This window comes from Streptomyces sp. NPDC001890, from assembly GCF_042891445.1.
GTDB lineage: Bacteria > Actinomycetota > Actinomycetes > Streptomycetales > Streptomycetaceae > Streptomyces.
Map to the genome: position 1 here is coordinate 189,569 of NZ_JBIATE010000007.1, position 23,171 is coordinate 212,739.

Sequence of the window (23,171 nt, forward strand, 5' to 3'; positions counted from 1 at the left end):
TCAGGAGCCGGCGGGGACCTCGATGATCCTGCCGTCCTTGTCCACGCTGTGGGTCCGCCAGTACATGTCCCACTTGTCGTCCACGTGCTCGGGGACCTTGCCCTCCGGGTAGCGGACGTACCCCTTCGGCGGGTCCTCGTCGTCGGGCACGCAGGCCGATCCGGTGGCCCCGATCGTCATGACCGGGTACTCGCCGCCGCCGCAGATCGCGTCCTGCATCGAGCAGCCCGTGGTCAGCGCCGCCACGGTCGCGGCGGCCAGGGCGAGTCCCGCCGCGCGGCGGCTCACGCGGCGCCCGCTCCTCGCGGACGCCGCCCGGCCGGTTCGGCTGATCCTGTGCATAGTCGCTCCTCCGTGCTGGTTGGTACCACCAGCCTGCACGGAGCGCGAAATGTAGATCGTGAGTACGAATACTCACGCCTGGGGCGTCAGGTACTCGTCCGCCCCCGCGCCGCTACGCAAGCTTCGCGGCCTGCGCCTCGACCACCGCGGTCGGCAGCTCGAAGTCCTCGACCTCACCGGCGAGCACGGCCATGTTCATCGAGGAGAACGAGGCGAACGAGGCGCCCTGGCGCATGGCCACGAGCTTGAGCTCGGCCTTCTCCCCGTCCTGTTCCAGCTGCACGGTCCAGGCAGCCGCCTCCTCGCCGCCCTTGACCTGCTCCTCGGTGATCTTGGTGACCTTCTGCTTCTCACCGGCCGCCGTGAACCCGAAGCCGCCGGCGCACTCGGTGGCCGCGGTGCGCAGCGCGGCCACCGACTCCTGCGCGCCCTTGCCGTCGTACGAACCGAGGGCCAGCTGCGTCGTCGTGATGTCGAACGCCGCCTTGAAGGCGTCCTCGACGTCCCCGCCGTCCTGCTTCGCCGGGTCGGCCTTCTTCGGCTCGCTGACGACCGTGCGCTTGGTGAACGCGGCCGGCTCGCCGACCTCCGCGCCCATCAGCGCGTTGGTGAGGGGGGCGCAGACCTCCTTGTCGGTCTTGATGTCGTCGACGGAGATCGTGTCCTTGGCCGCGGCCTTGGAGATCTTGTGCCCCTTGACGTCGCCCTGGGCCAGCACGGCCTTCTCCAGCTCGGCGGCGGTCAGCGCCTTGGCCGCGGGCGCGGCGGACGCGGACTCCTTGCCCTTGGCGTCCGCCCCCTTGTCACCGGAACCGGAGTCCGAGCCGCCGCATGCGGTGGCGAAGAGGGCCAGGGACACCGCGGTGGCGGCAACAGCGGTACGGCGTATGGCGGTGGAACGCATGGTCCGGTCCGTCTCTATGAGCAGGGTGTTCGGTTTTGCTCACTCTATGAGCGAAAAATGGTTTGATGATCAATCAAGTCGGGCACGGGATGTGATCGTGACGGCGCTGTGATCTTCCTGTGAACGCACTGCCCCACGCGGCGAGTTCATACCGGAACCGGAATCCGACACGGAGGTGCGATCACCCCATGCAGACTGACGGAACAACCCATGCCGTCCTGCGCTCCGTCGGCATGACGGAGGACCGGATCGCCGCGTGCGCGCCGCTCACCGGAGGCACGTTCAACTCGGTCTCCCGGGTGACGCTCACGGACGGCAGCGACTGGGTGGTGAAGATCCCGCCGCCCGCGACACCCGGAACGCTGATGGGCTACGAGCGCGATCTGCTGGTCAACGAGGCCACGTTCCACGCCCTGGCGGACGGTTCGGCTCCGGTCCCCCGCGTCCTGCACAGCGAGCTCGACCCGGCCGCCCCCACCGGCCCGTACGTCATCATGTCGGCGTGCCCGGGCCGCCCCTGGAGCGCGTTCGCTCCCGGCTCGCTGTCCACTGCGGAAGTACGCCGGCTCCGCGGTGACCTGGGGCGGATCGTCGCCCGGCTGCACGGCGTCACCGGCCCGGACGGATTCGGGTATCCCTCCCTGGCCCTGGGCCCGTTGGCGCCGACCTGGCGGCAGGCGTTCACCGCGATGACCGATGCCGTCCTCTCCGACGCGGACACCTACCGGGCCCGGCTGCCACGTCCGACGTCCGCGATCCGCGGCCTGCTCGCCGCCGCGTCGCCGGTGCTCGACGACGTCGCACGCCCCGCCCTGGTCCACTTCGACCTGTGGCAGGGCAACCTCCTCGTCGACGGCGGGCCGGGGGCGCGGAGCATCGGCGGGATCGTGGACGGCGAGCGGATGTTCTGGGGCGACCCGGTCGCCGACTTCGTATCGCTCGCCCTGTTCGAGGACATGGAGCAGGACGAGGACTTCCTCACCGGATACACGGACGGCGGCGGGCGGCCGCTGGTGTTCGACGCGTCGGTGCGGCTGCGGCTCGCGCTCTACCGCTGCTACCTCTACCTGATCATGCTGGTGGAGACCGTCCCGCGCCGCGCTTCCCGGGCGGACCTGGACCGGGCGTGGGCGCAGGTCGCCCCGCAGCTCGAATCGGCCCTGGCGGACGCGGAGTCGGCGCTGCGGACCGGCGGCTGAGCCACAGCGCCCACCCCCTCCGCCCGCTTCAGCCCTCAGCCGTCCAGGGCCTGCTGGGCCTCGTACAGATTGGGCGGCCACACCGCCTCCGGGGTGCCGTACGCCTCCAGCCGGGTGTGCAGGTCGCCGGTGAAGTCGGGGACGTCGATCTGGTCGAACTCCGTCACCTCGCTGATGCCGACCGTCGCGCTGTACGGGGCGAGTCCGTCGATCCGCATCAGGCCCGCCCGGCCGTTGGTGACCCGGATGTTCCAGTGCGTGAAGCGGGCGCCGAAGAGCGGCCCGGCGCTCGCGTCGCCGCCGTGCCTCCCGTTGTTCTCGACCGTGATGTCGGTGCGGACGCCGGCGAACGGCATCCCCCGGTGCGAGTCGAAGGTGCCCATCTCCATCACGCCGCGCGACCAGACGTTGTAGCTGGACAGGCCCTCCACGTTGATGCCGTGCAACTGGGTCCCGGCGGGCGCCGGTACGGTGCGCCGCTCGACGGTGAAGTCCTCGATCAGGTTGTCGTGCGAGCCCTCGCGGCAGTAGTACGGATGGTGCGAGCCCCGGCCCGCGACCTTCGTGCGGCGCAGGGTGCAGGCGGAGGCGGCGATCAGCCCGAAGCCGTTGTCGACGTGGCGGACGGTGATGTCGTCGGCCCAGCAGTCGTACGCGCACTGGAACGCGACGCCGTTGTACCCCTTGTCGAGCAGATGCGGCGACTGCGGGGTCTCGACCGCCTCCAGCGTGAGGCCCACGACGCCGGAGCCGGTGAGCGGGGTGACGAGGGTGGTCAGCCGCGGGTCCCACTCGGGGCGGACGTCGAGCGGGAGCGGGCGCTCCAGGGTGACCCGGCGGCCGTGTACGGAGGTGACGCGGACCGGCCACTCGTAGGGGACGTACGAGGTCAGCTTGGTCTTGTCGTCCCAGCGGTACGCCTCGGGGCCGGGGCCGCCGCCCGCCATGTGCTCCAGGAGCGTGTGGCCGGCGTCGTCGGCGAGGCGGAGCAGGACGAGTGCGCCGCGCCGCAGCCCCGTCGGGTCGTCGACGGTGACCGAGCGGTCGCCGCGGCGGGCGGGGGCGACGGCGGTCAGGGTCCGCCACTCGTCGCGGCGGTTGCCGGTCCAGCCCTCGAAGGGCCAGTCCTTCGCCCGGATCGCTTCGGTGAGCGAGGCCCAACGGTCCTTCGGGCAGAGCCAGATGAGGCCGCCCGCCCAGGACCAGCTGGACTTGTCGCCGCCGTACCGGCTGCCGTACGCCCCGATCAGCTCGGTGAGGTTCCTGGTCGCGTACAGCTTGGTGCGCCCGCTGCCCGCGCCGCGCACCACCACGTCACTGTGGCCGATCCGGATGATGTCGTCGATGCGGTACGTGCCTTCGGGGATGAGCACCGTGCCGCCGCCACGCTCTCCGGCAGCGGCGATGGCGCGGTTGATCGCGGGGGCGGCGTCGGCGGAGCCGTCGGGCATCGCGCCGTAGCGCCGGACATCGGCGGTGAAGCCCCGGCCGCTGCGGCGGGGCGGGTGGGAGCCGCCGCGGTAGCCGGCCCGGCCGATGAACGGGATCTGCGGGTGGGTGAACGGGGCGGCGGCGAACTCCCGCCAGAGCGGGGTGGCCGTACGGGGCCCGCCACCGGCCGCCCGGCCCGTGGCGGCCGCCGTGCCGCCGCCGGTGGTGCCGGTGACCGCCGTCGCGGCGACGGCCACGGCGCCGGCCAGCAACCCGCGTCTGCCGATGTTCCCCTTGCTTCCCCTGCTCCCCTTGTTCCCCTTGTTCTCGATGAATCCGATCGCCATGAATCCGAGCCGCCTTTCATCCATGTGAACGACGTTCATATCTGCGTCGGCGGCGAGCATGGCACGCCTCTCCGGCACACCGAAAGGTGCGTGCACCGGAGAATCTTCAGGCGCGTCGGGTCAGGAGTGGTCGGTCAGGCGAGGCCAGCCAGGCGGGGTCGGTCGGTCAAGCCGATGACCGATGGCCGATGGCCGATGGCCGGAGCCCGGCCCACGGGTCATCAGGCCGGGCGCTGGGTCAGATGCGTGAACGCGTCGAGGTTGCGCGTCGATTCGCCGCGCGACACCCGCCACTCGTACTCCTTGCGGATCGCGCTCGCGAAACCCAGCTCCAGCAGGGTGTTGAAGGAACCGTCGGCGGCTTCGAGGACCGTGCCGAGCAGCCGGTCCAGCTCCTGCGGGGTGACCACGGAGAGCGGCAGCTTGCCGACCAGATAGATGTCGCCGAGCCCGTCGATCGCGTAACTCACTCCGAAGAGGCGGAGGTTGCGCTCCAGCAGCCAGCGGTGGACCGCGGCGTCGTTCTCGTCCGGGTGGCGGACGACGAAGGCGTTGAGGGAGAGCGAGTGCCTGCCGACCCGCAGCGAACAGGTGGTGGACAGCTTGCGCGTGCCGGGCAGCTTGACCACGTAATCGCCCGGCGCGGGGCTCTCCCATTCGAGCCCGGCGTCCTGCAGAGTCGCCTCGATGACCCGCGCGGCCCGTGCCGTCGCCGCTTCGGCCGGTGCCGCTCCATCGGGTGCGTCGTCGGGTGCGTCAGCCATGGTGCGAGCGTACGCGACGGCGGTGTTCGTGCATCGCGGCCGTGTAGACGTCGGCCGTAGCGGACGCGGCGGTGTCCCAGCCGAAGCCCTGGGCGTGCGCGGCGGCCGCGGCGCCCATCCGGGCGACGAGTTCCGGCGCGTCGGCGAACCGGGCCAGCGCCTGCGCGTACGCCTGCGGGTCGTGCCCGGGTATCAGGAAGCCGCTGACCCCGTCCCGTACCGCCACCGGGAGGCCGCCCACGGCCGCCGCGACGACGGGGGTGCCGGCCGCCTGCGCCTCTATGGCGACCAGGCCGAAGGACTCGCTGTGCGAGGGCATGACCAGCACGGAGGCGGCCCGGAACCAGTCGGCGAGCTGGTCCTGGCCGACCGGCGGCTGGAACCGTACGACGTCGGCGATGCCCAGCCGTGCCGCCAGCTTCTGCAGCCCCTCCGGCTTGGCGAGGCCGCTGCCGCTCGGGCCGCCGACGACCGGCACGACCATCCGGGAGCGCAGCGTGGGATCGCGGTCCAGCAGCACGGCGACCGCCCGCAGCAGCACGTCCGGGGCCTTCAGCGGCTGGATGCGGCCCGCGAAGAGCGGGATCAGCGCGTCCCCGGGCAGCCCGAGGCGCGCCCGTGCCGCGGCCCGCCCGTCGGCGGGGCTGAAGCGGTCGAGGTTGACCCCGGGGTGGACGACGGCGACGGACCCGGGACCGGCGTCGTAGAAGCGGACCAGTTCGTCCGCCTCCTCGGTGGTGTTGGCGATCAGCCGGTCGGCCGCGCTGACGATCTGGGTCTCACCGATGACACGGGCCGCCGGCTCGGGGGTGTCGCCCTCCGCGAGCGCCGCGTTCTTGACCTTCGCCATGGTGTGCATGGCGTGGACGAGCGGGACGCCCCAGCGCTGGGCGGCGAGCCAGCCGACATGGCCGGAGAGCCAGTAGTGGGAGTGGACGAGGTCGTAGTAGCCGGGGCGCTGACCGGCCCACGCCTGCATCACGCCGTGCGTGAAGGCGCAGAGCTGGGCGGGCAGCTCCTCCTTGGCCAGCCCCTCGTACGGTCCGGCGTCGACGTGCCGGACCAGGACGCCGGGGGCCAGTTCGACCACCGGGGGCAGCCCGCCGGTGGTGGACCGGGTGAAGATCTCGACCTCGATGCCGATCTCGGCGAGCCGCCTGGCCAGCTCCACGATGTAGACGTTCATGCCGCCTGCGTCGCCGGTGCCCGGCTGGTGCAGCGGCGAGGTGTGCACGGAGAGCATCGCGATGCGGCGGGGCTTGCGGTGGCCGCCGGGGAACGCGGCGGGGAACCTGAGGCGCGGTGCGACCCGGCTGCTGCCGAGCCGGGAGACGTACTGGCTCACGTCGTCCGGTCCTCCTCACTCAGGGCATGACGGCCGAGGGACCCGAGCCCCTGCGAACGGCTGCAACAGCGGAATCTCTCCTTTCATTTCCGCTTTACCAAATCATTACGGAGCGTGCGTCGCACCCGGGGGCGCGTGCACCGGCGCGCGTCACCCGCCCGCGCGATCGTTACGCTCGCTGTCATGCGCCCCATCGGCACCGCGACCCGCGGGACCACCAACCCGAACCGGCTCCGCCGCATGGACCGCTGGATCGCCGCCACCCACGGCCCGGCCCTGCGCCGCGCCGCCCACCCCGTCGCCGTCGACCTCGGGTACGGCGCCGCGCCCTGGACCGCCGTCGAGCTGCTGCACCGGCTGCGCACCGCCGAGCCGCGCACGGCCGTGGTCGGCGTCGAGATCGATCCGGAGCGGGTCGCGGCGGCGAAGCCGTACGAACGCGAGGGCCTGACCTTCCTGCACGGCGGGTTCGAGATCCCGCTCCCCGAGCGCCCCGATCTGATCCGGGCGGCGAACGTGCTGCGCCAGTACGACGAGGGCGAGGTCGCCGCGGTCTGGCGCCGGCTGTGCGCCCGCCTCGCGCCGGGCGGGCTCCTGGTGGAGGGCACCTGCGACGAGATCGGGCGCCGGCACGTGTGGGTGGCGCTCGGCCCGGAGGGGCCGCGCACGGTCACGTTCGCGACCCGGCTCGCCTCCCTGGACCGCCCCTCCGACCTGGCGGAACGCCTGCCCAAGGCGCTGATCCACCGCAATGTGCCGGGCGAACCGGTCCACGCGTTCCTGCGGGACTTCGACCGGGCGTGGGCCGCGGCGGCCCCGTACGCCTCGCTGGGTGCCCGGCAGCGCTGGATCACGGCGGTGCGGTCGCTGTCGGGCGACTGGCCGCTGGCCGACGGGGTACGGCGGTGGCGCCAGGGCGAAGTCACGGTGAAATGGGCCGCTCTCCAGCCCAACCCATGACCCGACTCACGCCGAACGGACGCGGCGGGGCCGGATCCGGGGAGGCGGACGGGAACGCGGACGGGACATCGTTCGTCCAGAGAAAGGGGAGAGCGACCGTCAGGACTGCGACCGTGCGCCTCTGTTGCTTTTCGGTACGGCATGGCACGATCTCGACATCGGCGAAAAGTTACTGACGGTAAATCAGATTCATTCGGGGGGATCTCGTGAACCGACGTCACTGTGCCTCAGCCGCGATCACTCTGGTCTGCGCGCTGTCCGTGCTCATCACGCCGGTCCAGGCCTTCGCCAAACCCACGCCGCCGCCCCCGTCCGATTCCGGCTCCGGCTCCGGCTCCAAGGCGCCGAAGAAGAGCCTCGAAGAGGTGCGCAAGGAGATCGACGCCCTCTACCGCAAGGCCGGGGCGGCCACCGACGCGTACAACCTCGCCGAGGAGAAGGCCGAGAAGCAGTCCGGCGAGATCGTGAAGCTGGCCCGCGCCATAGTCGTGGGCCAGTCGAAGATCGCCGAGCTCAAGAGCCAGGCGGGCGCGCAGGCCCGCGAGCAGTACCGCACCGGCGGGCTGCCGCCGGGCGCCCAGTTCATGCTCAGCGACGACCCGCAGCTGTTCCTGGACGGGGTGAGCCGGGTCAGGGAGGGCCAGCAGGCCGCCCAGGGCGTGCTCGGCGAACTGACCAGGACCCAGCAGGACCTGGAGACGTACACCAAGGACGCGAGCACCAACTGGAAGAAGCTCGAAGCCAACCGGGTCAAGCAGGCCAAGGCCAAGAAGAAGATCAACGCGCAGATCGCCGCGGCGAAGAAGCTGGAGTCACAGCTCAAGAAGGAGGAGCGGGCCCGCCTGCTCAAGCTGGAGCAGGAGGCCGAGTACAAGCAGCAGACGGCCTGGCTCAGCTCCGGCGCCCTCAAGGAGATCAACCGCGAGGCGAGCGCGCGCGGCAAGAAGGCGGTGGCCTTCGCGACCGACCAGATCGGCAAGCCGTACGTCTGGGGCGCCGAGGGCCCCAAGTCGTACGACTGCTCGGGGCTCACGTCCCAGGCCTGGCTGGCGGCGGGCCGGCCGATCCCCCGCACCTCGCAGGAGCAGTGGCGACTGCTGCCGCACATAGCGATCAAGGACATGCGCCCCGGCGACCTGATCATCTACCACAGTGACGCCAGTCACGTGGGCATGTACATCGGCGACGGCGCGATCGTCCACGCCCCCCGCCCCGGCCGCAACGTCACGCTGGCGGGCGCGGGCTCGATGCAGATACTCGGGGTCGTACGCCCGGACAAGTAGGCCCGCCCCTCCGCGTACTCCTCCGCGCCCCCCTCCGCGCGGCATCCACGCGGAGGGCTCCGCACAGCGTCCGCCGGAGCGTCTGCGCGAAGGTGCCCCGCGCCCTCGCACGAGGGGCCCGGACCACCCGTGCCGCACGGGCGTGACCCGCGCCACCCGTGGCCCACCGCCCGCGTGACCTTTGTCATGTCCCGACACCCGCCCCGGAGCCGGTACATCTCGCCGGATCCGTGACCTGACGCGGCTTATGCCTGTGCATATGCCGGAGGCCCATCACGGAACGCCATTCCGTTCCACCGCCACAGCCCGCTATCGTCCCCGTCTGGCAGATCGTCGATCGTCGGTCCGCCGCGCCCTCGGGGGGAGGGAAGGAAACCCGAATCGATGCCCGAACCCGTACCGCAGCAACGCACCGACGCCGCTGCGGAGGCCTCCCACGACGCCGTCCTCACCCTCCTGGTGATCGAGGACGACCCGACGGGCACCTTCACCGTCCCCGAGCTCCCGGCCGCGGCCGGCACGAGGGTGCGTATCCGCACCGCCCGCAACCTGACCGAGGCGGGCCGGCTCCTCACGGACGACGTCGACTGCATACTGCTGGACCTGGCCCTGCCCACCGGCGGCGAGACCCGCGCCTCCGGGACGGGTGACACGGCCGGCCCCGGCCCCGACGGGCTCGCCACGCTCGAACACGTCCTGCGGATCGCCCCGCGTCACGCCGTCCTCGCCCTCACGGCGCAGAACGACACCGCGCTGGCCGCCGAGGCGGTACGGGTCGGCGCCCAGGACTACCTCTTCCGCGACGAACTCGACGGCCGGCTGCTCAGCCGCGCCATCCGGTACGCCGTCGAGCGCAAGCGCGCCGACGTCGCCCAGCGCCGGCTCACCGAGTCCACGCTGCGCGCCCAGGAGAACGCCCGCCTCGAACGCGGCCTGCTCCCGACGCCGCTGCTCGACGGCTCCGATCTGCGCTTCGCGGCCCGCTACCGCCCCGGCCGCAGCCGCGCGCTGCTCGGCGGGGACTTCTACGACACGGTCCGTACACCCGACGGCACCGTCCACGCGATGATCGGCGACGTCTGCGGGCACGGCCCCGACGAAGCGGCGCTCGGCGTGGAACTGCGCATCGCGTGGCGGGCGTTGACCCTGGCCGGGCTCTGCGGCGACGAACTGCTCTCCACCCTCCAGCAGGTCCTGGAGCACGAGCGGGAGAGCGAGGAGATCTTCGCGACGCTCTGCACCGTCGACATCGCCCCCGACGGCCGGCGCGCCGGACTCTGCCTGGCGGGCCACCCCGCCCCGCTGATCGCCCGGCAGGGACAGGCCGCGCGCCTGCTCCCGTACGAGGACGGCGGCCCCGCCCTGGGGCTGCTGCCGCGCGCACGCTGGCCGCGCCGGCACGTGGATCTCGGCTCCACCTGGAGCCTGATGATGTACACGGACGGGCTGATCGAGGGGCGCATGGGTCCGGTCGGCACTCAGCGGCTGGGCCAGGACGGCATGGTCGCGATGATCAATCAGCAGCTGGCGCAGGGGCTCACCGGCGAGGATCTCCTGGAGGCCGCGGTCGCCCAGGTGCGGGAGCTGAACGGCGGCGAACTCACCGACGACGTCGCGGTGCTCCTGCTCGACCGCGACCAGGAGAGCGTCCGCCGCCGGGCCCCGGACGGCGAACGGGGCCGGAGCATCCCCCGGCCCCGCAACGCGAACGCCGCGAACGCTCAGCGCCCGCCGTTGTAGGGCCCGTACGGCCCGTCGCTGCTGGAGCCGCCGCGCCGGCCTCCGCCCGAGACCGCCCGCAGCGCGGGCCGCACGTCCACCAGGAAGACGATGGACGCGACCACGCCCGCGATCTGCAGGAACAGCACCGACATGTAGAGGCTCAGCAGGTTCACAGCGACAGCGAGGCCGAGAATGATCAGCCAGAAGGACTTCTTCTGCTTGTCCGCGGCCGGGTAGGCATCCTCACGGGCCACCGCGGCCATGACCAGCGCGACCACCGCCAGCACCATCATGGCCACGTGGAGCAGCAGGACGAATGTGCTGAAGCCTGTGAGCAACATGGTGTGCACCGCCTAATAGATGGATGAGCGCCTCGCGGCCAAGGTACCGGGGCAACGGGCCGGGCACCGTGATGGTGCCCGGCCCGCACCCCGCCACACACTTCGGCGCCACAGCACCGCCGCAGGCGCCGTGGGACGGACGGGGATCCCCCGCTCCGGCTACTTCGCGCTCGGCGGAGTCGTCTTCTTCGCGACGGGCTTGCGCGCGGGCGCCTTCTTGGCGGGCGCGGCCGGGGCCTTGCTCTCCGGCCTGACGGCCTTCGGCGCGGGCTTCGGCGCCGGCGCGGCCTTCGCCGGACCGGGCTTGGCGGCCGGCTGGGTCCTCGCGGTGCCCGTCGGCTTGGACTCCTTGCGCGGCTCGACGACGACGGCGATCTCGACGATCTCCTCGGCCGTCTCGCCCCGCCAGTTCCGCACGGTCTGCTCGCCGCGCTCGGCGACCTTCTCGTACGTCTCCCGGGCCCGCACCGCGTACTCCGCGGCCACACCCAGGCTCCGCAGCGCCAGGTCCTGCGCGCTCTCGCCGAGCTTGCGCAGGTCGCTGTCGAACGACCCGATCACCTCGGTGACCTTGGCCTGCACGGTGGCCTGCGCCTCCTTGGCCTGCGAGGTCACCTTCTCCTGCACGACCTTGGGGTCGGTGTTGCGCACGGCCTCGATACGCTCCGGCGCCTCGGCACGCAGCTGCTCGATCAGCGCCGGGACCTTGCGCGCCTGCTCGACGGCGAGATCGGCCGTACCGGCGGCGAAGTAGAGGGGGGTCGGGTCGGTGAGGGTCTTGCGCAGGTCATCGGTGATGGCCATGACTGTGGTCCTCCCGGATCATCGGGCTCAGTGTGAGGGTTTCTCGGGCTGTGAGGGTTTCTCGGGCTGTGCATGCGCGGAGGGCGTCGACTCGTCGCCGGTCTCCGATCCGGCGGCGACGCCGGATTCCGGTCCGGGCTCGAACCCGTTCTCCTTGCGGAAGGAGTCGTAGATCTGCAGCAGAACACTCTTCTGCCGCTCGTTTATGGACGGGTCGGCCAGGATCACCGCCCGGGTCTCCAGCTCCTCCCGCTCCCGCTCGTCCAGAATCCCGGCCCGTACGTAAAGGGTCTCGGCGGAGATCCGCAGCGCCTTGGCGACCTGCTGCAACACCTCGGCGCTCGGCTTGCGCAGCCCGCGCTCGATCTGGCTGAGGTAGGGATTGGACACCCCGGCGGCATCGGCGAGCTGCCGCAGCGACAGCTGCGCGTTGCGCCGCTGCTCGCGCAGGTACTCACCGAGACTGCCGACGTTGAGGGATGCCATACCCCGATGGTGCGCCACCGCTGCTAACTTTTGCAAGCACCCGCTTGCAAAAGTGCGCTACACCACTCGTCCGGCCCCACGGAACCGTGGCGAGTGCCCTGTCTCCGTGACGTCCGGGCGGTCCCGGAGATCTCCGGACATCCGAGCCGACGCCTCAACCGGTGCGGCTGGTACTGGTCGGCGACGTGTGGCAGGCACGTGGGCCACGAGTCGTGGCCGGAGCCCCACCGGCAGGCAGAGGCAAGTACGCCTTGACAATTCCAAACTGTCAAGGCGTACTTGCCCAATGGCTCTTCCAGACCTGGACGATCTCATCGCGGAAGTCGACCGCAGGTACGACACCGCACACCGACCCGGCGGACAAGAACAGCCCGACTGGCTCGCCCTGCTGACCGTGGCCGCCCAACTCGCAGGCCAGATGCAGGCGCTGGCAGACGACCTGGTCGAGGACTACGTCGAGCACTGCCGGATGCACGGCAACTCGTGGACCGACATCGGCACCGCCCTGGGCGTGACCCGGCAAGCGGTCCAACAGCGGTTCCACGCACCGCACAAGCGCTACAGCCCCGAGACGATGACCGACGACCTCCGCCAGGCGATGACCCACGTCAAGCAGGCGGCGGTCCATCACCGCAACAACTACATCGGCACCGAGCACCTGCTCTGGGGACTGACCGCGCAGGACAACAGCGCCACCCGGCTCCTGCAGGCCGCCGGCATCTCGCGGGAAACGGTCCACCGGTCCGTCGGCACCCGGCTGAGCATGGGCGCCTCCCAGGCGGCCGAGCGCATCGCCTGGACGCCCTACTCCCGCAAGGCCATCGCCATCGCCGAGGCACGATCCGAGCAGAACGGCTCCGACCGCATCGACTGCGACGACCTGCTGATCGGCCTTGCCCAGGTCGGCCGCGGAGTCGCCGCCGACGTCCTGGCCGAGGCCGGCTTGGACCCGGCCGCCCCCGGCACCACGACTGCGGACGCCTGAGTCAGGACGACTGGACCTGGTCGAAGAGGGCGAGGGCTTCAGAAGGGTCAGGGCTCACGAGGCGTTCCAGACCGTCCGCCGTGATCTGCGCCCACCTGCCGGCCCGCGCCCACATCCGTTCCTCGAAGGCGCGGACGACCTCGTCCGGATCCGCGGGGCCGGTGGCGACGGCCTCGGCGAGTTCGGCGCCCTCCAGCATCGCGAGGTTCGCGCCCGCCCCCAGCGGGGGCATCAGATGGGCGGCGTCGCCCAGCAGCGTCACCCCGGGGACGTGGGTCCAGGTGTGGGACACGGGCAGGACGTGGAGGGGGCGGTGGACGAAAGCGGTGCCGTGGCGGAGGAGGTCGAGAACGGGGGCGGCCCAGCCGTCGAACAGCGCCAGCAGGCCCGATCGCACGGCCTCGGCATCGGCCAGGTCCAGGTGTGTGTGCCAGTCCAGCGGCGCACGGAACTGGGCGTACACCTTGACGTGGCCGCCGCTGTTGCGCTGGGCGACGAGGGAGCGGTTCACGCCGTACACGGCCACGGAACCGTCGCCGATCAACCGGGCGAGGCCGGGGTGGCGGGTGTCGACGTCGTCGAGGGAGGTCTCGACCGAGGTGACGCCGGTGTAGTGCGGCGTCACCGACGAGACCGCCGGACGGGTCCGGGACCAGGCGCCGTCCGCGCCGACCACGAGGTCGAACGCCTCCTGTCGCCCGTCCGCGAAGCGGACCAGTACGCCATCCCGGGTTCCCGGCACCACCTGCGTCACGCCCCGCCCCCACTGGACGTCGAGAGGGCCGAGCAGCAGATCACGGAGTTGCCCGCGGTCGATCTCGGGACCGGCCCGGTCATCCGGGCGGGGGCGCCAGTCGCGCAGGACGGTCCCGTCCGTGTCCAGGATGCGCATGGCCTGCCCCTCGGGACGGGACAGCGCCCGGAACTCCGCCAGCAGCCCCGCCTTGTCCAGTGCGAGCTGGCCCAGCCCTTCGCGCAGGTCCAGCGTGCCGCCCGCAGGGCGGGCGTCGGGGGCGGGATCGCGTTCGAGGACGGTGACGGGGTGACCATGGCGGTGCAGGACGCGGGCGAAGGAAAGGCCGGCCGGGCCGCCGCCGACCACCGCGATGCGATGTCTCATGCCGATACACTGTATTCGTTCGTTACGGTGTATCGCAACGGTACGATGCCGCTATGACTGTGTGGGACCGACCGGAGCCGCCGACTCAACCCGTGCCGCTCGACCGGGAGCGGATCGTCGGCGCCGCCATCGCGCTGGCCGACGAGGGCGGGCTGGAGGCGGTGTCCTTGCGCAAGGTCGCCGCCCGTCTGGACGCCGGCCCCATGCGGCTGTACCGATTCATCTCCACCAAGGAGGAGCTGTTCGACCTCATGGTGGACGAGGTCCACGCCGAGATCCGCTCCGAGGAGCAGCCCGGTGACTGGCGGGAGGCGTTGCGCGTCCTGGCCCAGCGCACCAGGCAGGCCGCTCTCCGTCACGAATGGCTGGCCGACCTGCTCGGCGGTCGCCCGGCCCTGGGCCCGAACCGCCTTGCCGTGACCGAGGCCACGCTGGCCGCCTTCGACGAGCTCACGGACATCGACACCGTCATGCGCGCCGTGGAGACTGTCAGCGCCTACTTCATCGGCGCGGTCAGGCGCGAGATCACGAACCTGCGGGCCGAGCGTGCCACGGGCCTGTCCAAGCACGACTGGCAGCGGGCCTCCGGCCCGCATCTGACGGGAATGCTGGCCACGGGCCGCTTCCCGGCACTGGCCAGGGCCGTGTACGACGGCACGGACGTGGACGCCGAGACATCCTTCGCGACCGGCCTGGACTGGGTCCTCGACGCCGTGGCCGCCAAACTCACCCGGCCGCCGGCGTGACGCCCGGCTCCCGCCGCATGTGAGTGAGGTCGGCCGCCGGGGCGAACGCCTCCACGGCCCGGCCACCCGGCGGCAGTGCGCTCACGGGCTCGACGCCGGTCCCGCCATCGACATCGGCCCCGACCGCTCTCGACCGGCAGTTCGCCGACCGGCGCGGGACTCCGGTTGACCTTCACCCTGGGGGAAGCCACAGCATCGGTGGTGCCGGGCGACGTGCCCGGTACGAGGAGGAGAGCGGGCATGGAACTGCTGACCATCGGGGCGTTCGCGAAGGCGTCCCGGCTGTCGCCGAAGGCGCTGCGTCTCTACGACGAGCTCGGTCTGCTGGCCCCCACCCGCGTCGACCCGGTGACCGGCTACCGCCTCTACGCACCGGAACTGCTGGAGCAGGCCCGACTGGTCGCCTGGCTCCGGCGCCTGGGGATGCCCCTGGCCCGTATCCAGCAGGTCCGCACGCTGGAGCCGGCCGCGGCGGCGCAGGAGATCCGCGCGTTCTGGGCGCAGGTCGAGGCCGACACCGCCGCACGGCGGGACCTCGCTTCCTTCCTCATCGACCACCTTTCCTGGAAGGACCCCGCCATGACCTCGACCACCAGCCCCCTGGGGATCCGTTACGCCGCCCTTTCCGACACGGGCCTCGTCCGCGAGAGCAACCAGGACACCGCCTACGCCGGGTCCCGTCTGCTCGCCGTCGCCGACGGCTACGGCAGCGCGGGAGCCCCGGCCGGCGCGGCCGCCGTCGACGCGCTCAAGCACCTGGAGACCGGCAGCGTCCCGGCGGGCGATCTCCTCAACGTCCTCGAAGACGCCGTCGAACAGGCCAGGCACGCCGTCAACGGCGTCCTCGGGCCCGGCTCGTCGCCCGAGGAGGCCGGCACCACGCTCACCGCGATGCTCTGGACCGGATCGCAACTGGCCCTCGTCCACATCGGCGACTCCCGCGCCCATCTCCTGCGGGACGGGGAGCTGTTCCAGATCACCCACGACCACACCCTGGTGCAGTCGATGGTCGACGAGGGCCGCATCAGCGCGGAAGAGGCCGCCTCCCACCCCCAGCGGTCGCTGCTGATACGGGCCTTGGGCCAAGGAGCCGATGGCACCCCCGACATGCGCCTCCACGACGCCCGGCGGGGAGACCGGTACCTGCTCTGCTCCGACGGCCTGTCGGCCGTCGTGCGGAGCGAGGAGATCCGCCGGGTGCTCCGTGAGGTCCCGGAGCCGGAGCGGGCGGTCCGCGAACTCATCGCCCTCGCCAACGGATCCGGCGGCCCCGACAACGTCAGCTGCGTCGTCGCCGATGTCGTGGAGCTCCAGCAGTAGGAGCGAGCGGCATGCACTTCGAGTTGCACCGGATCCGCTCCCGGGAACTCATCCGCGAGGCGGACGCGTACCGGCTCGCCCGCCAGGCCGGAAAGACCGAACCGGCCCCCCGGTCCAGGCCGGCTCGCACCTGGCCCACCTGGCGCACCTGGCGCACCTGGCGACCGGTGCCACGGCGCCTGCCGGCCCGGCTCCGCCGGTGAACCGAGCGGGCGATGCGCGGGCGGGACCCGTGTACAGCAGGATGCGGACGCATGACTCTCTCGTCACGCATCACCATGCCGGGTCAGGTCAGGTCTGGTCCGTGGCCGGGCAGCACGCGCCCGGTCCGCCGTATGCGACCAGCCGCGGGACGAGCCCGCTGGAGACGATCGTGACGGTGGTCGACTCCGCGGGCTCGGGTGGCCCGGTGGCGGACGGCCGTCACGAAGGGGCCGCGTCGGGATCGATGAGGGACATGCCGGACACCAGGGCGCGGGCGGTGTCGGCGAAGTACTGCTCGTCGGCACCGGGGGCGAGGCCGAGGGCGACGCCCTGGGTGAGGCCGACGAACAGCGCCCTGAGCGCGGTGGTCAGGCGTTGCGCCTGATCCGGCGTCACGACGCCCCCGTCGTAAGGCCGTCCGGCGAACAGCGCGATCAGGTGGGCTTCCTGCGACCGGACGGACGTGGCGAGCCGGGCCCCCAGCTCCGGGTCGTGCAGGGCCATGTCCAGCAGAGTGATCTGGAGCGACAGACCTGACAACGCGTCCGGGGCGTCACAACCTCGCCGGTAGTGCCGGGCGAAGGCGTCGACCGCTTCGAGCAGATCCAGTTCGGCGGGCACCGCCCGCTCGATCTCTTCGTAGTACGGCCGCAGATGGTCGGCGACCAGGGCGACCACCAGGCCGTCCTTGCTCCCGAACAGCGAGTAGACCGCACCGGTGGTCAGGCCGGCCCGGTCGGCGATCTCGTCGAGCCTGGCCCGGTACCCGTCCCGGGAGACGACCTGGAACGCGGCATCCAGCAAGGCTCGGCGGTTGCGCTCCTTGGCCTCCGCTCTCGTCATTCTCATAATCTCATTATTGCCGTAATCTCATTATGGAACCAGTCGGCACGAGGTACGAGTACGAGGCGCGAGGCACGAGGTATTCCGGGGAGGAACGTTCATGCTCACGACCCAGGTCGCGACACCGCGCTGGACCCGTTGGACAGTGGGGACGGTCGCCGATGGCGCCTTCAAGGTGCTGCTCGCCGCCGTCTGCATCGCCGGCGCGGCCCCGCTCGGCCGACTGCTCGGCGTGCCCGGCTGGCTGATGGCCGCATCCGGCCTGGCCCTGCTGGTCTGCGGCGGGATCGAGATCCGGTACGCGCGCCGACGGCCGGTGCGCACCTGCCTGCGGCTCATGGTGGCCTACGACACCGGCTGGGTGCTGACGGCCGCCGTCGGCCTCCTGCTGGCGCGGCAGGGCGGCAGTGCCGGGGGTGAGGTGTGGATCGGGTACCAGACGGCCGCGCCCCTCGCGTTCGCCGCGCTGCTGGGGGCTGCCCGGCGTTCCTGAACCCGCCGGTCAGGCTTGGCAGATGCAGAAGGGGTGACCGGCCGGATCGGTGAGGACCCGCGCCCTGCCGGCCTCATGAGGCTGGTGATCCGGTTTGCCCGCGCCCAGCTCCAGCAGCCGCGCCTCGGCCTCGTCCAGGTCCGCGACGTCGAAGCAGAGGTGCAGCTGCTGGGGGACGCTCTGGTCGGGCCAGCGCGGAGCCCGGTAGTCGTCGACCCGCTGAAAGCCGATGAAGAGTCCGTCCGCACGGTTGAGACCCGCGAAGCCGGCGTCCGACTTCGGGTGGGGTTCGAGGCCGGTGGCCTGCTGGTAGAACGCCGCCAGGGCCGGCGGATCAGGGCAGTCGAGCGTGATCGCGGCCAACTTCATCTGCAGGGACATGGCGCCTCCGGCCGGTCTGTGGACGTCGGACTCTCGCGACGGACACCCACACCCTAGGCACCGCCGCACCACCTCCAGTAGCCACTTTCGCCGCGGGGGTTCCCCCCGTCGGCGGCCCGATCACACCCGGGAAGAGGACCGGCTCTGGGTAACGTATCCGGAAATATCCCCATGCCGGAGACGGATCCTCATGGCTGACGACAAGGACGACGGGAACGCGTCCCCCGGCCCCGCAGCGCGGGGGCACGGGCGCGGACGCGGGCGCGGCCTCGGGAGCGGGCTCGCTCGCGACGGTGCCTCGGTGGTGCCGAGGACCGCCGTCATCGCGGGCGGCGGCGCGCTGGCCGTCTGGGAGCCCGCGTTCACGCTCGGCGCCTACAACGTCATCTTCTACTACCAGATGCTCACCCTCTGGGCGGTGTCGACAGCCGTGCTGCTGGCCGGCTTCGTGATGCGCGAGCGCGGGCCGCGTCATGGCTGGCTGTACTGGGCCTGCCTGGCGCTGCCCAGCGTCTGGATCGTCCTCGCCGCCGTCGTACCGCGGCACAGCGGCAACTGGCAGGGCGAGGCGCTCTTCCTGATCGGCGGCATCATCAGCGTCGTCGGCACCCCGCTGCTGACCTGGGTGCTCCTCCAGCTCCTGCTGTTCGGGGAGTCGGAACTCTCCGTGCACCAGCGCCGGACGGTCATCGGCGCCGTCGCGCTCGTCGGCGTACTGGCCTTCCTGCTCGGCGAGTTCAACGATGTCTTCCTCACCTGCGGGGACTTCGACATCAGCGGCAACAGCGTCCCCTCCGGCTGCAGGCCGGGCCACGCCTCGCCACTCGGCTGACCCGCGAGAACAGAACGGGACAGAGCTGTACGGAACAGAACCGGGACACGGCTCCACGGAACGGAGGCACGGCTTTACGGAGGTGACGGGACGGCCCTCCAGGCGCGATGCTGCCCCCCATGACCTCCTCAGAGATCCTTCCGACCCCCGATTCCGGTTCCCCGTCCACCACCACCGGCGCCACCCCGGGCCCCGGAGTCTTCGAGCTGGGCGGCACCGTCACCATCCCGCGGCTCGGCTTCGGCGCGATGCAGCTGCCGGGACGGTGGAGCGGACCGGCCGGCGACACGGCGAAGGCCGTGGCCGTGGCGCGGCGCGCCGTCGAGCTCGGGGCGCGGTACATCGACACCGCCGCCTTCTACTTCTCCCCCACCCACCGGGCCAACGACCTGCTGCGCGAGGCGCTGTTCCCGTACTCCCCGGACGTCACCATCGCCACCAAGGTCGGCCCGCTGCGGGACGAGACCGGTGAGATGTACGCCGAGGCCCGCCCCGACCAGCTGCGCGGGGAGGTGGAGCGGAATCTGGAGGACCTCGGGGTCGACACCCTCGACCTGGTGCATCTGCGGGTCGGACGGCTGAGCGGCGGCGTCGTGGAGCCGATCGGCGAACGGTTCGCCGTGCTGGCCGCACTGCGCGAGGAAGGGCTGATCCGGCAGCTGGGCGTCAGCAACGTGACGAGCGGGCAGCTCGCGGAGGCCCGGTCGATCGCGCCGGTCGCCGCCGTCCAGAACCGTTTCGGTGTGCTCGACCAGGCCGACGCCGCGCTCGTCGACGAGTGCGCGGACGCCGGTATCGCGTACATGCCGTTCTTCGCGCTCGGTGGCGGTCACACCGATCTCGCCGAACAGAACGTCCGGAAGGTGGCTGAGCGGCACGGCGCGACGGTGCACCAGGTGGCCATCGCGTGGGGCCTGGCCCGCTCGCCCTCGATCGTGCAGATCCCCGGCACCGCCTCGCTCGCCCACCTGGAGGAGAACGTGGCCGCGGGACGCCTGGTCCTCGACGAGGACGACATGGCGCTGCTCGGACGCCGCGGCTGATCGCCCGCGCGGACGCGGCCGGTATGGCCCCCGGTCCACCGCATATGCCTACGATCCCTCCACGAGCCCGGCCGAAGAGGCCGAAGAGGCGAAGAGCTGGAGGGGCGGATACCGCATGAAGGTCCTGATCGCCGGAGGCGCGGGATACATAGGCAGCACGGTCGCGTCCGCCTGCGAGGACGCCGGGATCACTCCTGTCGTCCTCGACAGCCTGGTCACGGGCAGACGGGAGTTCGCCCGGGGCCGGGCCTTCCACGAGGGCGACATCGCGGACGGCCCCCTGATCGACCGGATCTTCGCCGAGCACCCGGACATCGACGCCGTGGTCCACTGCGCGGCCCTGATCGTGGTCCCGGAATCGGTGGCCGACCCGGTCGGCTACTACCGGGCGAACGTGACCAAGTCCCTGGAGTTCGCGGAGCATCTGCTGCGCAACGGCTGCACCCGCCTGATCTTCAGCTCGTCCGCCTCCATCTACGCCGCCGGTGCGGACCTGACGGTCGACGAGGACTCCCCGCTCGCCCCGCAGAGCCCGTACGCGCGCACCAAGGCGGTGTGCGAGGCGATGTTCGCCGACATCGCCGCCACCCGGCCGCTCCGGGTGGTGTCCCTGCGCTACTTCAACCCGGTCGGCGCGGACCCGAAGCTGCGCACGGGATTGCAGCTGCGGCGCCCGAGCCACGCCCTGGGCAAGATGATCCAGGCACAGGAGGAGGGCGTCCCGTTCCCGGTCACCGGGAACGGCTACCCGACGCGCGACGGTTCCGGCATCCGGGACTACGTCCACGTCTGGGACCTGGCCGCCGCGCACGTGGCCGCGCTCGGCGCCTTCGACGCCGTCCTGCCGGAGGCCGGCTCCACCGTCATCAACCTGGGCACCGGAACGGGCACCACCGTGCGCGAACTCCTGGACGCCTTCAACGAGGTGACCGGCACCCCCGTGCCGGCGGTCGACGCCGCGGCGCGGCCGGGCGACGCGGCGGGGGCGTACACCCGGAGCGACCGGGCGGAACGGCTGCTGGGGTGGCGGCCGCGGTACTCGCTGAAGGAGGGCATCCGCCACTCCCTGGACTGGGCCGCCGTACGCGAGGACGTGCTCCAGGCTCCGAAGGGTCCGCACGACGGCCGGCAGTGACGGCCACCGGCGGACGGCGGTCCGGCCGCAGGACCCAAGGGTTGTCCCGTAATCCCCGGCGGGACAGCCCTTAGGATCCGCCCATGGCTATCGACCCCGGCTACATCTGCTCCCGCTGCGGCGAACACCACGCGGAACTCCCGATGGGGTACTCGACCATGGCGCCCGACGTCTGGGACGCGGGTCTGGAGAGCGACCCCGACAGCATGCTCTCCTCCGACCAGTGCATCGTCAGACACGAGCACTACTTCATCAAGGGTCTGATCGAGATACCCGTGTTCGGCAGCGAGGAGCCCTTCTCCTGGGGCGTCTGGGTCTCGCTCAGCCGGGAGAACTTCGCCCGCGCCCTCGATGTGTGGGAGACGCCCGGCCGCGAGTCCGAGCAGCCGTACTTCGGCTGGCTGAGCACCGAGCTGGGGCTGTACTCGCCCCGCACGACCAACCTGAGGACCAACGCCCACACCCGCCCGATCGGCCGGCGCCCCAGCATCGAGCTGGAGCCCACCGATCACCCGCTCGCCGTGGAACAGCGCACCGGCATCACCCGGGACCGGGTGCGGGAGATCGCCGAAGCGGTGCTGCACGCCGAGGACGAGCCGCCCTCCTGAGCTACCGCTGCGCCCCGAGCCCCGACCGCAGCTGCGCGAAGGCGAGCTCGGCCGCCTCGACCGCGTCCGCGTACACCTGCCGCGCGCTCTCCCCCGCGTCGATCCGCCGCCAGTTCTCCAGGGCGAGGACGCGCTGTACGGCGATGATCTGGCCCGCCGCGAGCCGGTCCGCCACCCGGTCGCCCAGCGCACGGGCGAGTGCCGCCTCCGAACGGCTCTGGTAGCCGTACAGGCGGGCCACCAGGGACGGCGTCCCGTACAGCAGCCGCTGGTACGCCAGCACCTGCGGCACATCGCAGAGCCCGGTCACCGGGTCGCCCCGCTCCAGCCCGTCCAGGAAGTTGCGGCGCAGCGCGTCCAGCGGGGATTCGGTCTCCGCACGGGTGGCGACCACGCGGGCCGCCTCGTCCTCGTGGTCGGCGAACCGGTGCAGGACCAGGTCCTCCTTGGCCGGGAAGTACCGGAACAGGGTCGGCTTCGAGATGTCGGCCGCCGCCGCCACCTCCGCCACCGAGACCTTGTCGAAGCCCCGCTCCAGGAACATCGCGATCGCGGCCTCGGAGACCGCCTGGTAGGTCAGCTGCTTCTTCCGCTCCCGCAGGCTCATCTGCTCGTGAGCCGCCCCCGCCGTCCCGGGACCGGGCTTCTCTCCGTCCATGACTCCGAAGCGTACGCCCTTGACCTCAAGCGGACTTGACGTCCGAGGGCGCCCGGGACCCCGCCCGCGCCTCCACCAGCGCCTCGATCCCGTCCAGCACCCGCGCCAGCCCGAACGCGAATTCCTCGTCGGGCCCGCGCGGCGCCTGAAGCACCTCGGAGTCCAGCACCCGGGAGAGCGACGGATGGCGTACGGGGTCGACGAGCCGGTCCAGGGTGCGGGTGTACCCGTCCGCCACCTCCTGCGCCGGGATACCGCGCGCTTCCACGGCGGCCGCGAGATCGCCCATCAGCAGCGCCTCGTTCCGTACGAACCCGTTGACGAGCAGGATGACGGAGACCTCGTCGCGCGCGTCCAGACCGGCACCTTCGAGGGCCCGCAGGCCCTGCTCCCACCAGGCGACCGAGTTCGGGCTGGCGGGCGGGCCCGAGACCGGGATGCGGAGCATCCACAGATTGCGGTGGAACACCCGGCGCTGCGCCCACGCCCACTGCGTGAGCGCCTCCCGCCAGCCGGCCCCGCTCTCCGGCGCGGGCAGCGGGGGCGGCGGGCCCATCGCCGCCTCCTGCATCAGGACGTACAGCTCCCCCTTGGCGGACACGTACCGATAGAGCGACATCGTCGAGGCCCCCAGGTCCTTGGCGACCCGCCCCATCGACACCCCGCCGAGCCCCTCGGCCGCCGCCACCGCCACCGCGGCGTCCACGATGCGCGCCAGACTCAGCCCCGGCTTCGGCCCCTTGACCGGCCGCGCCCGCAGCCCCCAAGCGGCCTCGATACTGGCCGGCAGGCCCGTACCACCTGGCGACCCCTTCTCCTCAGTCACCTGAACCCCACCTTCCCTCGACCCCATCCTAGATTTGCGTAGTGCATAC

The 23,171-nt window shown here is 71.8% G+C and carries 26 protein-coding genes; 13 read left to right on the plus strand and 13 right to left on the minus strand.

Annotation, left to right across the window (positions count from 1 at the left end; all coding sequences use genetic code 11):
* Positions 1-288: an SCO0607 family lipoprotein gene (locus tag ACFYY1_RS20410; protein WP_388587311.1), complete on the minus strand. Its 288-nt coding sequence runs from the start codon at positions 286-288 to the stop codon at positions 1-3.
* Between the two features lie 166 nt (positions 289-454).
* Positions 455-1,246, minus strand: coding sequence for a hypothetical protein (locus ACFYY1_RS20415; RefSeq protein WP_388587314.1), 792 nt, complete (start codon positions 1,244-1,246; stop codon positions 455-457).
* 188 nt (positions 1,247-1,434) lie between these two features.
* Between ACFYY1_RS20415 and ACFYY1_RS20420 the strand changes: the two genes are divergently transcribed.
* A complete protein-coding gene (locus ACFYY1_RS20420; RefSeq protein ID WP_388587317.1) occupies positions 1,435-2,445 on the plus strand; it encodes a phosphotransferase family protein in 1,011 nt (336 codons plus the stop codon).
* A gap of 35 nt (positions 2,446-2,480) precedes the next feature.
* Here ACFYY1_RS20420 and ACFYY1_RS20425 read toward each other — a convergent pair whose 3' ends face one another.
* The 3 genes from ACFYY1_RS20425 to mshA form a co-directional block, all read right to left on the minus strand.
* A complete protein-coding gene (locus tag ACFYY1_RS20425; RefSeq protein ID WP_388587570.1) occupies positions 2,481-4,223 on the minus strand; it encodes a glycosyl hydrolase family 28-related protein in 1,743 nt (580 codons plus the stop codon).
* 221 nt (positions 4,224-4,444) lie between these two features.
* Positions 4,445-4,987: a YbjN domain-containing protein gene (locus ACFYY1_RS20430; RefSeq protein ID WP_388587319.1), complete on the minus strand. Its 543-nt coding sequence runs from the start codon at positions 4,985-4,987 to the stop codon at positions 4,445-4,447.
* Positions 4,980-6,332 carry a D-inositol-3-phosphate glycosyltransferase gene (gene mshA / locus ACFYY1_RS20435; protein WP_388587321.1) on the minus strand — a complete coding sequence of 451 codons (1,353 nt, stop codon included), beginning with the start codon at positions 6,330-6,332 and terminating at the stop codon, positions 4,980-4,982. Before mshA ends, ACFYY1_RS20430 begins: the two co-directional genes overlap by 8 nt.
* A gap of 183 nt (positions 6,333-6,515) precedes the next feature.
* On the opposite strand from mshA, the gene ACFYY1_RS20440 reads away from it, so the two are divergent.
* From ACFYY1_RS20440 to ACFYY1_RS20450, 3 genes are all read left to right on the plus strand, one after another.
* Positions 6,516-7,292, plus strand: a complete 777-nt coding sequence (locus ACFYY1_RS20440) for a class I SAM-dependent methyltransferase (RefSeq protein WP_351258425.1) — start codon at positions 6,516-6,518, stop codon at positions 7,290-7,292.
* A gap of 206 nt (positions 7,293-7,498) precedes the next feature.
* Positions 7,499-8,575 carry a C40 family peptidase gene (locus ACFYY1_RS20445; protein WP_388587323.1) on the plus strand — a complete coding sequence of 359 codons (1,077 nt, stop codon included), beginning with the start codon at positions 7,499-7,501 and terminating at the stop codon, positions 8,573-8,575.
* 384 nt (positions 8,576-8,959) lie between these two features.
* The gene (locus tag ACFYY1_RS20450) at positions 8,960-10,315 is read left to right on the plus strand and encodes a PP2C family protein-serine/threonine phosphatase (RefSeq protein ID WP_388587325.1); all 1,356 of its coding nucleotides are present in this window, start codon (positions 8,960-8,962) and stop codon (positions 10,313-10,315) included.
* Here ACFYY1_RS20450 and ACFYY1_RS20455 read toward each other — a convergent pair.
* The 3 genes from ACFYY1_RS20455 to ACFYY1_RS20465 all read right to left on the minus strand — a co-directional run bounded on the left by ACFYY1_RS20455 (position 10,297) and on the right by ACFYY1_RS20465 (position 11,928).
* Positions 10,297-10,638 carry a DUF2516 family protein gene (locus tag ACFYY1_RS20455; protein WP_388587328.1) on the minus strand — a complete coding sequence of 114 codons (342 nt, stop codon included), beginning with the start codon at positions 10,636-10,638 and terminating at the stop codon, positions 10,297-10,299. The two genes, ACFYY1_RS20450 and ACFYY1_RS20455, sit on opposite strands and share 19 nt — an antisense overlap.
* A gap of 159 nt (positions 10,639-10,797) precedes the next feature.
* Entirely contained in the window at positions 10,798-11,442 is a 645-nt protein-coding gene (locus ACFYY1_RS20460; RefSeq protein WP_388587330.1) for a hypothetical protein, read from the minus strand.
* Positions 11,443-11,469: 27 nt separating this feature from the next.
* Positions 11,470-11,928 carry a helix-turn-helix domain-containing protein gene (locus tag ACFYY1_RS20465; RefSeq protein WP_388587333.1) on the minus strand — a complete coding sequence of 153 codons (459 nt, stop codon included), beginning with the start codon at positions 11,926-11,928 and terminating at the stop codon, positions 11,470-11,472.
* Between the two features lie 286 nt (positions 11,929-12,214).
* Here ACFYY1_RS20465 and ACFYY1_RS20470 point away from each other — a divergent pair, with 286 nt between their 5' ends.
* Positions 12,215-12,913 (plus strand): Clp protease N-terminal domain-containing protein, encoded by a 699-nt coding sequence (locus tag ACFYY1_RS20470; protein WP_388587335.1) that lies wholly within the window; start codon positions 12,215-12,217, stop codon positions 12,911-12,913.
* Position 12,914: 1 nt separating this feature from the next.
* Here the strand turns inward: ACFYY1_RS20470 and ACFYY1_RS20475 are convergent, their stop codons facing one another.
* Positions 12,915-14,033, minus strand: a complete 1,119-nt coding sequence (locus ACFYY1_RS20475) for an FAD-dependent oxidoreductase (RefSeq protein WP_388587338.1) — start codon at positions 14,031-14,033, stop codon at positions 12,915-12,917.
* A gap of 53 nt (positions 14,034-14,086) precedes the next feature.
* On the opposite strand from ACFYY1_RS20475, the gene ACFYY1_RS20480 reads away from it, so the two are divergent.
* From ACFYY1_RS20480 to ACFYY1_RS20490, 3 genes are all read left to right on the plus strand, one after another.
* Positions 14,087-14,779, plus strand: a complete 693-nt coding sequence (locus ACFYY1_RS20480; RefSeq protein WP_388587341.1) for a TetR/AcrR family transcriptional regulator — start codon at positions 14,087-14,089, stop codon at positions 14,777-14,779.
* 240 nt (positions 14,780-15,019) lie between these two features.
* Entirely contained in the window at positions 15,020-16,099 is a 1,080-nt protein-coding gene (locus ACFYY1_RS20485; RefSeq protein ID WP_388587343.1) for a protein phosphatase 2C domain-containing protein, read from the plus strand.
* A gap of 11 nt (positions 16,100-16,110) precedes the next feature.
* Positions 16,111-16,302, plus strand: a complete 192-nt coding sequence (locus ACFYY1_RS20490) for a hypothetical protein (RefSeq protein WP_388587345.1) — start codon at positions 16,111-16,113, stop codon at positions 16,300-16,302.
* 220 nt (positions 16,303-16,522) lie between these two features.
* Here ACFYY1_RS20490 and ACFYY1_RS20495 read toward each other — a convergent pair whose 3' ends face one another.
* On the minus strand, positions 16,523-17,146 hold the full coding sequence (locus tag ACFYY1_RS20495) for a TetR/AcrR family transcriptional regulator (RefSeq protein ID WP_388587572.1): 624 nt from the start codon (positions 17,144-17,146) through the stop codon (positions 16,523-16,525).
* A gap of 100 nt (positions 17,147-17,246) precedes the next feature.
* Here ACFYY1_RS20495 and ACFYY1_RS20500 point away from each other — a divergent pair, with 100 nt between their 5' ends.
* Positions 17,247-17,639: a hypothetical protein gene (locus tag ACFYY1_RS20500; protein ID WP_388587348.1), complete on the plus strand. Its 393-nt coding sequence runs from the start codon at positions 17,247-17,249 to the stop codon at positions 17,637-17,639.
* A 9-nt stretch (positions 17,640-17,648) separates the two neighbouring features.
* Here ACFYY1_RS20500 and ACFYY1_RS20505 read toward each other — a convergent pair whose 3' ends face one another.
* Positions 17,649-18,020 carry a VOC family protein gene (locus ACFYY1_RS20505; RefSeq protein WP_388587350.1) on the minus strand — a complete coding sequence of 124 codons (372 nt, stop codon included), beginning with the start codon at positions 18,018-18,020 and terminating at the stop codon, positions 17,649-17,651.
* Between the two features lie 190 nt (positions 18,021-18,210).
* Here ACFYY1_RS20505 and ACFYY1_RS20510 point away from each other — a divergent pair, with 190 nt between their 5' ends.
* From ACFYY1_RS20510 to ACFYY1_RS20525, 4 genes are all read left to right on the plus strand, one after another.
* Positions 18,211-18,852 (plus strand): hypothetical protein, encoded by a 642-nt coding sequence (locus ACFYY1_RS20510; protein ID WP_388587352.1) that lies wholly within the window; start codon positions 18,211-18,213, stop codon positions 18,850-18,852.
* 119 nt (positions 18,853-18,971) lie between these two features.
* Positions 18,972-19,895, plus strand: a complete 924-nt coding sequence (locus ACFYY1_RS20515; protein WP_388587355.1) for an oxidoreductase — start codon at positions 18,972-18,974, stop codon at positions 19,893-19,895.
* A 115-nt stretch (positions 19,896-20,010) separates the two neighbouring features.
* Complete coding sequence (gene galE, locus ACFYY1_RS20520) at positions 20,011-21,030, plus strand: UDP-glucose 4-epimerase GalE (protein ID WP_388587358.1); 1,020 nt, start codon at positions 20,011-20,013, stop codon at positions 21,028-21,030.
* Positions 21,031-21,113: 83 nt separating this feature from the next.
* Positions 21,114-21,638, plus strand: coding sequence for a DUF2199 domain-containing protein (locus ACFYY1_RS20525; protein ID WP_388587360.1), 525 nt, complete (start codon positions 21,114-21,116; stop codon positions 21,636-21,638).
* A 1-nt stretch (position 21,639) separates the two neighbouring features.
* On the opposite strand, the gene ACFYY1_RS20530 is transcribed toward ACFYY1_RS20525, so the two are convergent.
* Positions 21,640-22,296, minus strand: a complete 657-nt coding sequence (locus ACFYY1_RS20530; RefSeq protein WP_388587363.1) for a TetR family transcriptional regulator — start codon at positions 22,294-22,296, stop codon at positions 21,640-21,642.
* A 25-nt stretch (positions 22,297-22,321) separates the two neighbouring features.
* Entirely contained in the window at positions 22,322-23,149 is an 828-nt protein-coding gene (locus tag ACFYY1_RS20535) for a TetR/AcrR family transcriptional regulator (protein WP_388587366.1), read from the minus strand.
* Positions 23,150-23,171 lie beyond the last annotated feature (22 nt).

What these genes read in the sequence shown, in the direction of transcription:
- ACFYY1_RS20415 (WP_388587314.1), bottom strand. Translation starts at nt 1,246, where the DNA reads ATGCGTTCCACCGCCATACGCCGTACCGCTGTTGCCGCCACCGCGGTG.
- ACFYY1_RS20420 (WP_388587317.1), top strand. Translation starts at nt 1,435, where the DNA reads ATGCAGACTGACGGAACAACCCATGCCGTCCTGCGCTCCGTCGGCATG.
- ACFYY1_RS20425 (WP_388587570.1), bottom strand. Translation starts at nt 4,223, where the DNA reads ATGGCGATCGGATTCATCGAGAACAAGGGGAACAAGGGGAGCAGGGGA.
- ACFYY1_RS20430 (WP_388587319.1), bottom strand. Translation starts at nt 4,987, where the DNA reads ATGGCTGACGCACCCGACGACGCACCCGATGGAGCGGCACCGGCCGAA.
- ACFYY1_RS20440 (WP_351258425.1), top strand. Translation starts at nt 6,516, where the DNA reads ATGCGCCCCATCGGCACCGCGACCCGCGGGACCACCAACCCGAACCGG.
- ACFYY1_RS20450 (WP_388587325.1), top strand. Translation starts at nt 8,960, where the DNA reads ATGCCCGAACCCGTACCGCAGCAACGCACCGACGCCGCTGCGGAGGCC.
- ACFYY1_RS20455 (WP_388587328.1), bottom strand. Translation starts at nt 10,638, where the DNA reads ATGTTGCTCACAGGCTTCAGCACATTCGTCCTGCTGCTCCACGTGGCC.
- ACFYY1_RS20460 (WP_388587330.1), bottom strand. Translation starts at nt 11,442, where the DNA reads ATGGCCATCACCGATGACCTGCGCAAGACCCTCACCGACCCGACCCCC.
- ACFYY1_RS20465 (WP_388587333.1), bottom strand. Translation starts at nt 11,928, where the DNA reads ATGGCATCCCTCAACGTCGGCAGTCTCGGTGAGTACCTGCGCGAGCAG.
- ACFYY1_RS20470 (WP_388587335.1), top strand. Translation starts at nt 12,215, where the DNA reads ATGGCTCTTCCAGACCTGGACGATCTCATCGCGGAAGTCGACCGCAGG.
- ACFYY1_RS20475 (WP_388587338.1), bottom strand. Translation starts at nt 14,033, where the DNA reads ATGAGACATCGCATCGCGGTGGTCGGCGGCGGCCCGGCCGGCCTTTCC.
- ACFYY1_RS20480 (WP_388587341.1), top strand. Translation starts at nt 14,087, where the DNA reads ATGACTGTGTGGGACCGACCGGAGCCGCCGACTCAACCCGTGCCGCTC.
- ACFYY1_RS20485 (WP_388587343.1), top strand. Translation starts at nt 15,020, where the DNA reads ATGGAACTGCTGACCATCGGGGCGTTCGCGAAGGCGTCCCGGCTGTCG.
- ACFYY1_RS20490 (WP_388587345.1), top strand. Translation starts at nt 16,111, where the DNA reads ATGCACTTCGAGTTGCACCGGATCCGCTCCCGGGAACTCATCCGCGAG.
- ACFYY1_RS20495 (WP_388587572.1), bottom strand. Translation starts at nt 17,146, where the DNA reads ATGACGAGAGCGGAGGCCAAGGAGCGCAACCGCCGAGCCTTGCTGGAT.
- ACFYY1_RS20500 (WP_388587348.1), top strand. Translation starts at nt 17,247, where the DNA reads ATGCTCACGACCCAGGTCGCGACACCGCGCTGGACCCGTTGGACAGTG.
- ACFYY1_RS20505 (WP_388587350.1), bottom strand. Translation starts at nt 18,020, where the DNA reads ATGTCCCTGCAGATGAAGTTGGCCGCGATCACGCTCGACTGCCCTGAT.
- ACFYY1_RS20510 (WP_388587352.1), top strand. Translation starts at nt 18,211, where the DNA reads ATGGCTGACGACAAGGACGACGGGAACGCGTCCCCCGGCCCCGCAGCG.
- ACFYY1_RS20515 (WP_388587355.1), top strand. Translation starts at nt 18,972, where the DNA reads ATGACCTCCTCAGAGATCCTTCCGACCCCCGATTCCGGTTCCCCGTCC.
- galE (WP_388587358.1), top strand. Translation starts at nt 20,011, where the DNA reads ATGAAGGTCCTGATCGCCGGAGGCGCGGGATACATAGGCAGCACGGTC.
- ACFYY1_RS20525 (WP_388587360.1), top strand. Translation starts at nt 21,114, where the DNA reads ATGGCTATCGACCCCGGCTACATCTGCTCCCGCTGCGGCGAACACCAC.
- ACFYY1_RS20530 (WP_388587363.1), bottom strand. Translation starts at nt 22,296, where the DNA reads ATGGACGGAGAGAAGCCCGGTCCCGGGACGGCGGGGGCGGCTCACGAG.
- ACFYY1_RS20535 (WP_388587366.1), bottom strand. Translation starts at nt 23,149, where the DNA reads ATGGGGTCGAGGGAAGGTGGGGTTCAGGTGACTGAGGAGAAGGGGTCG.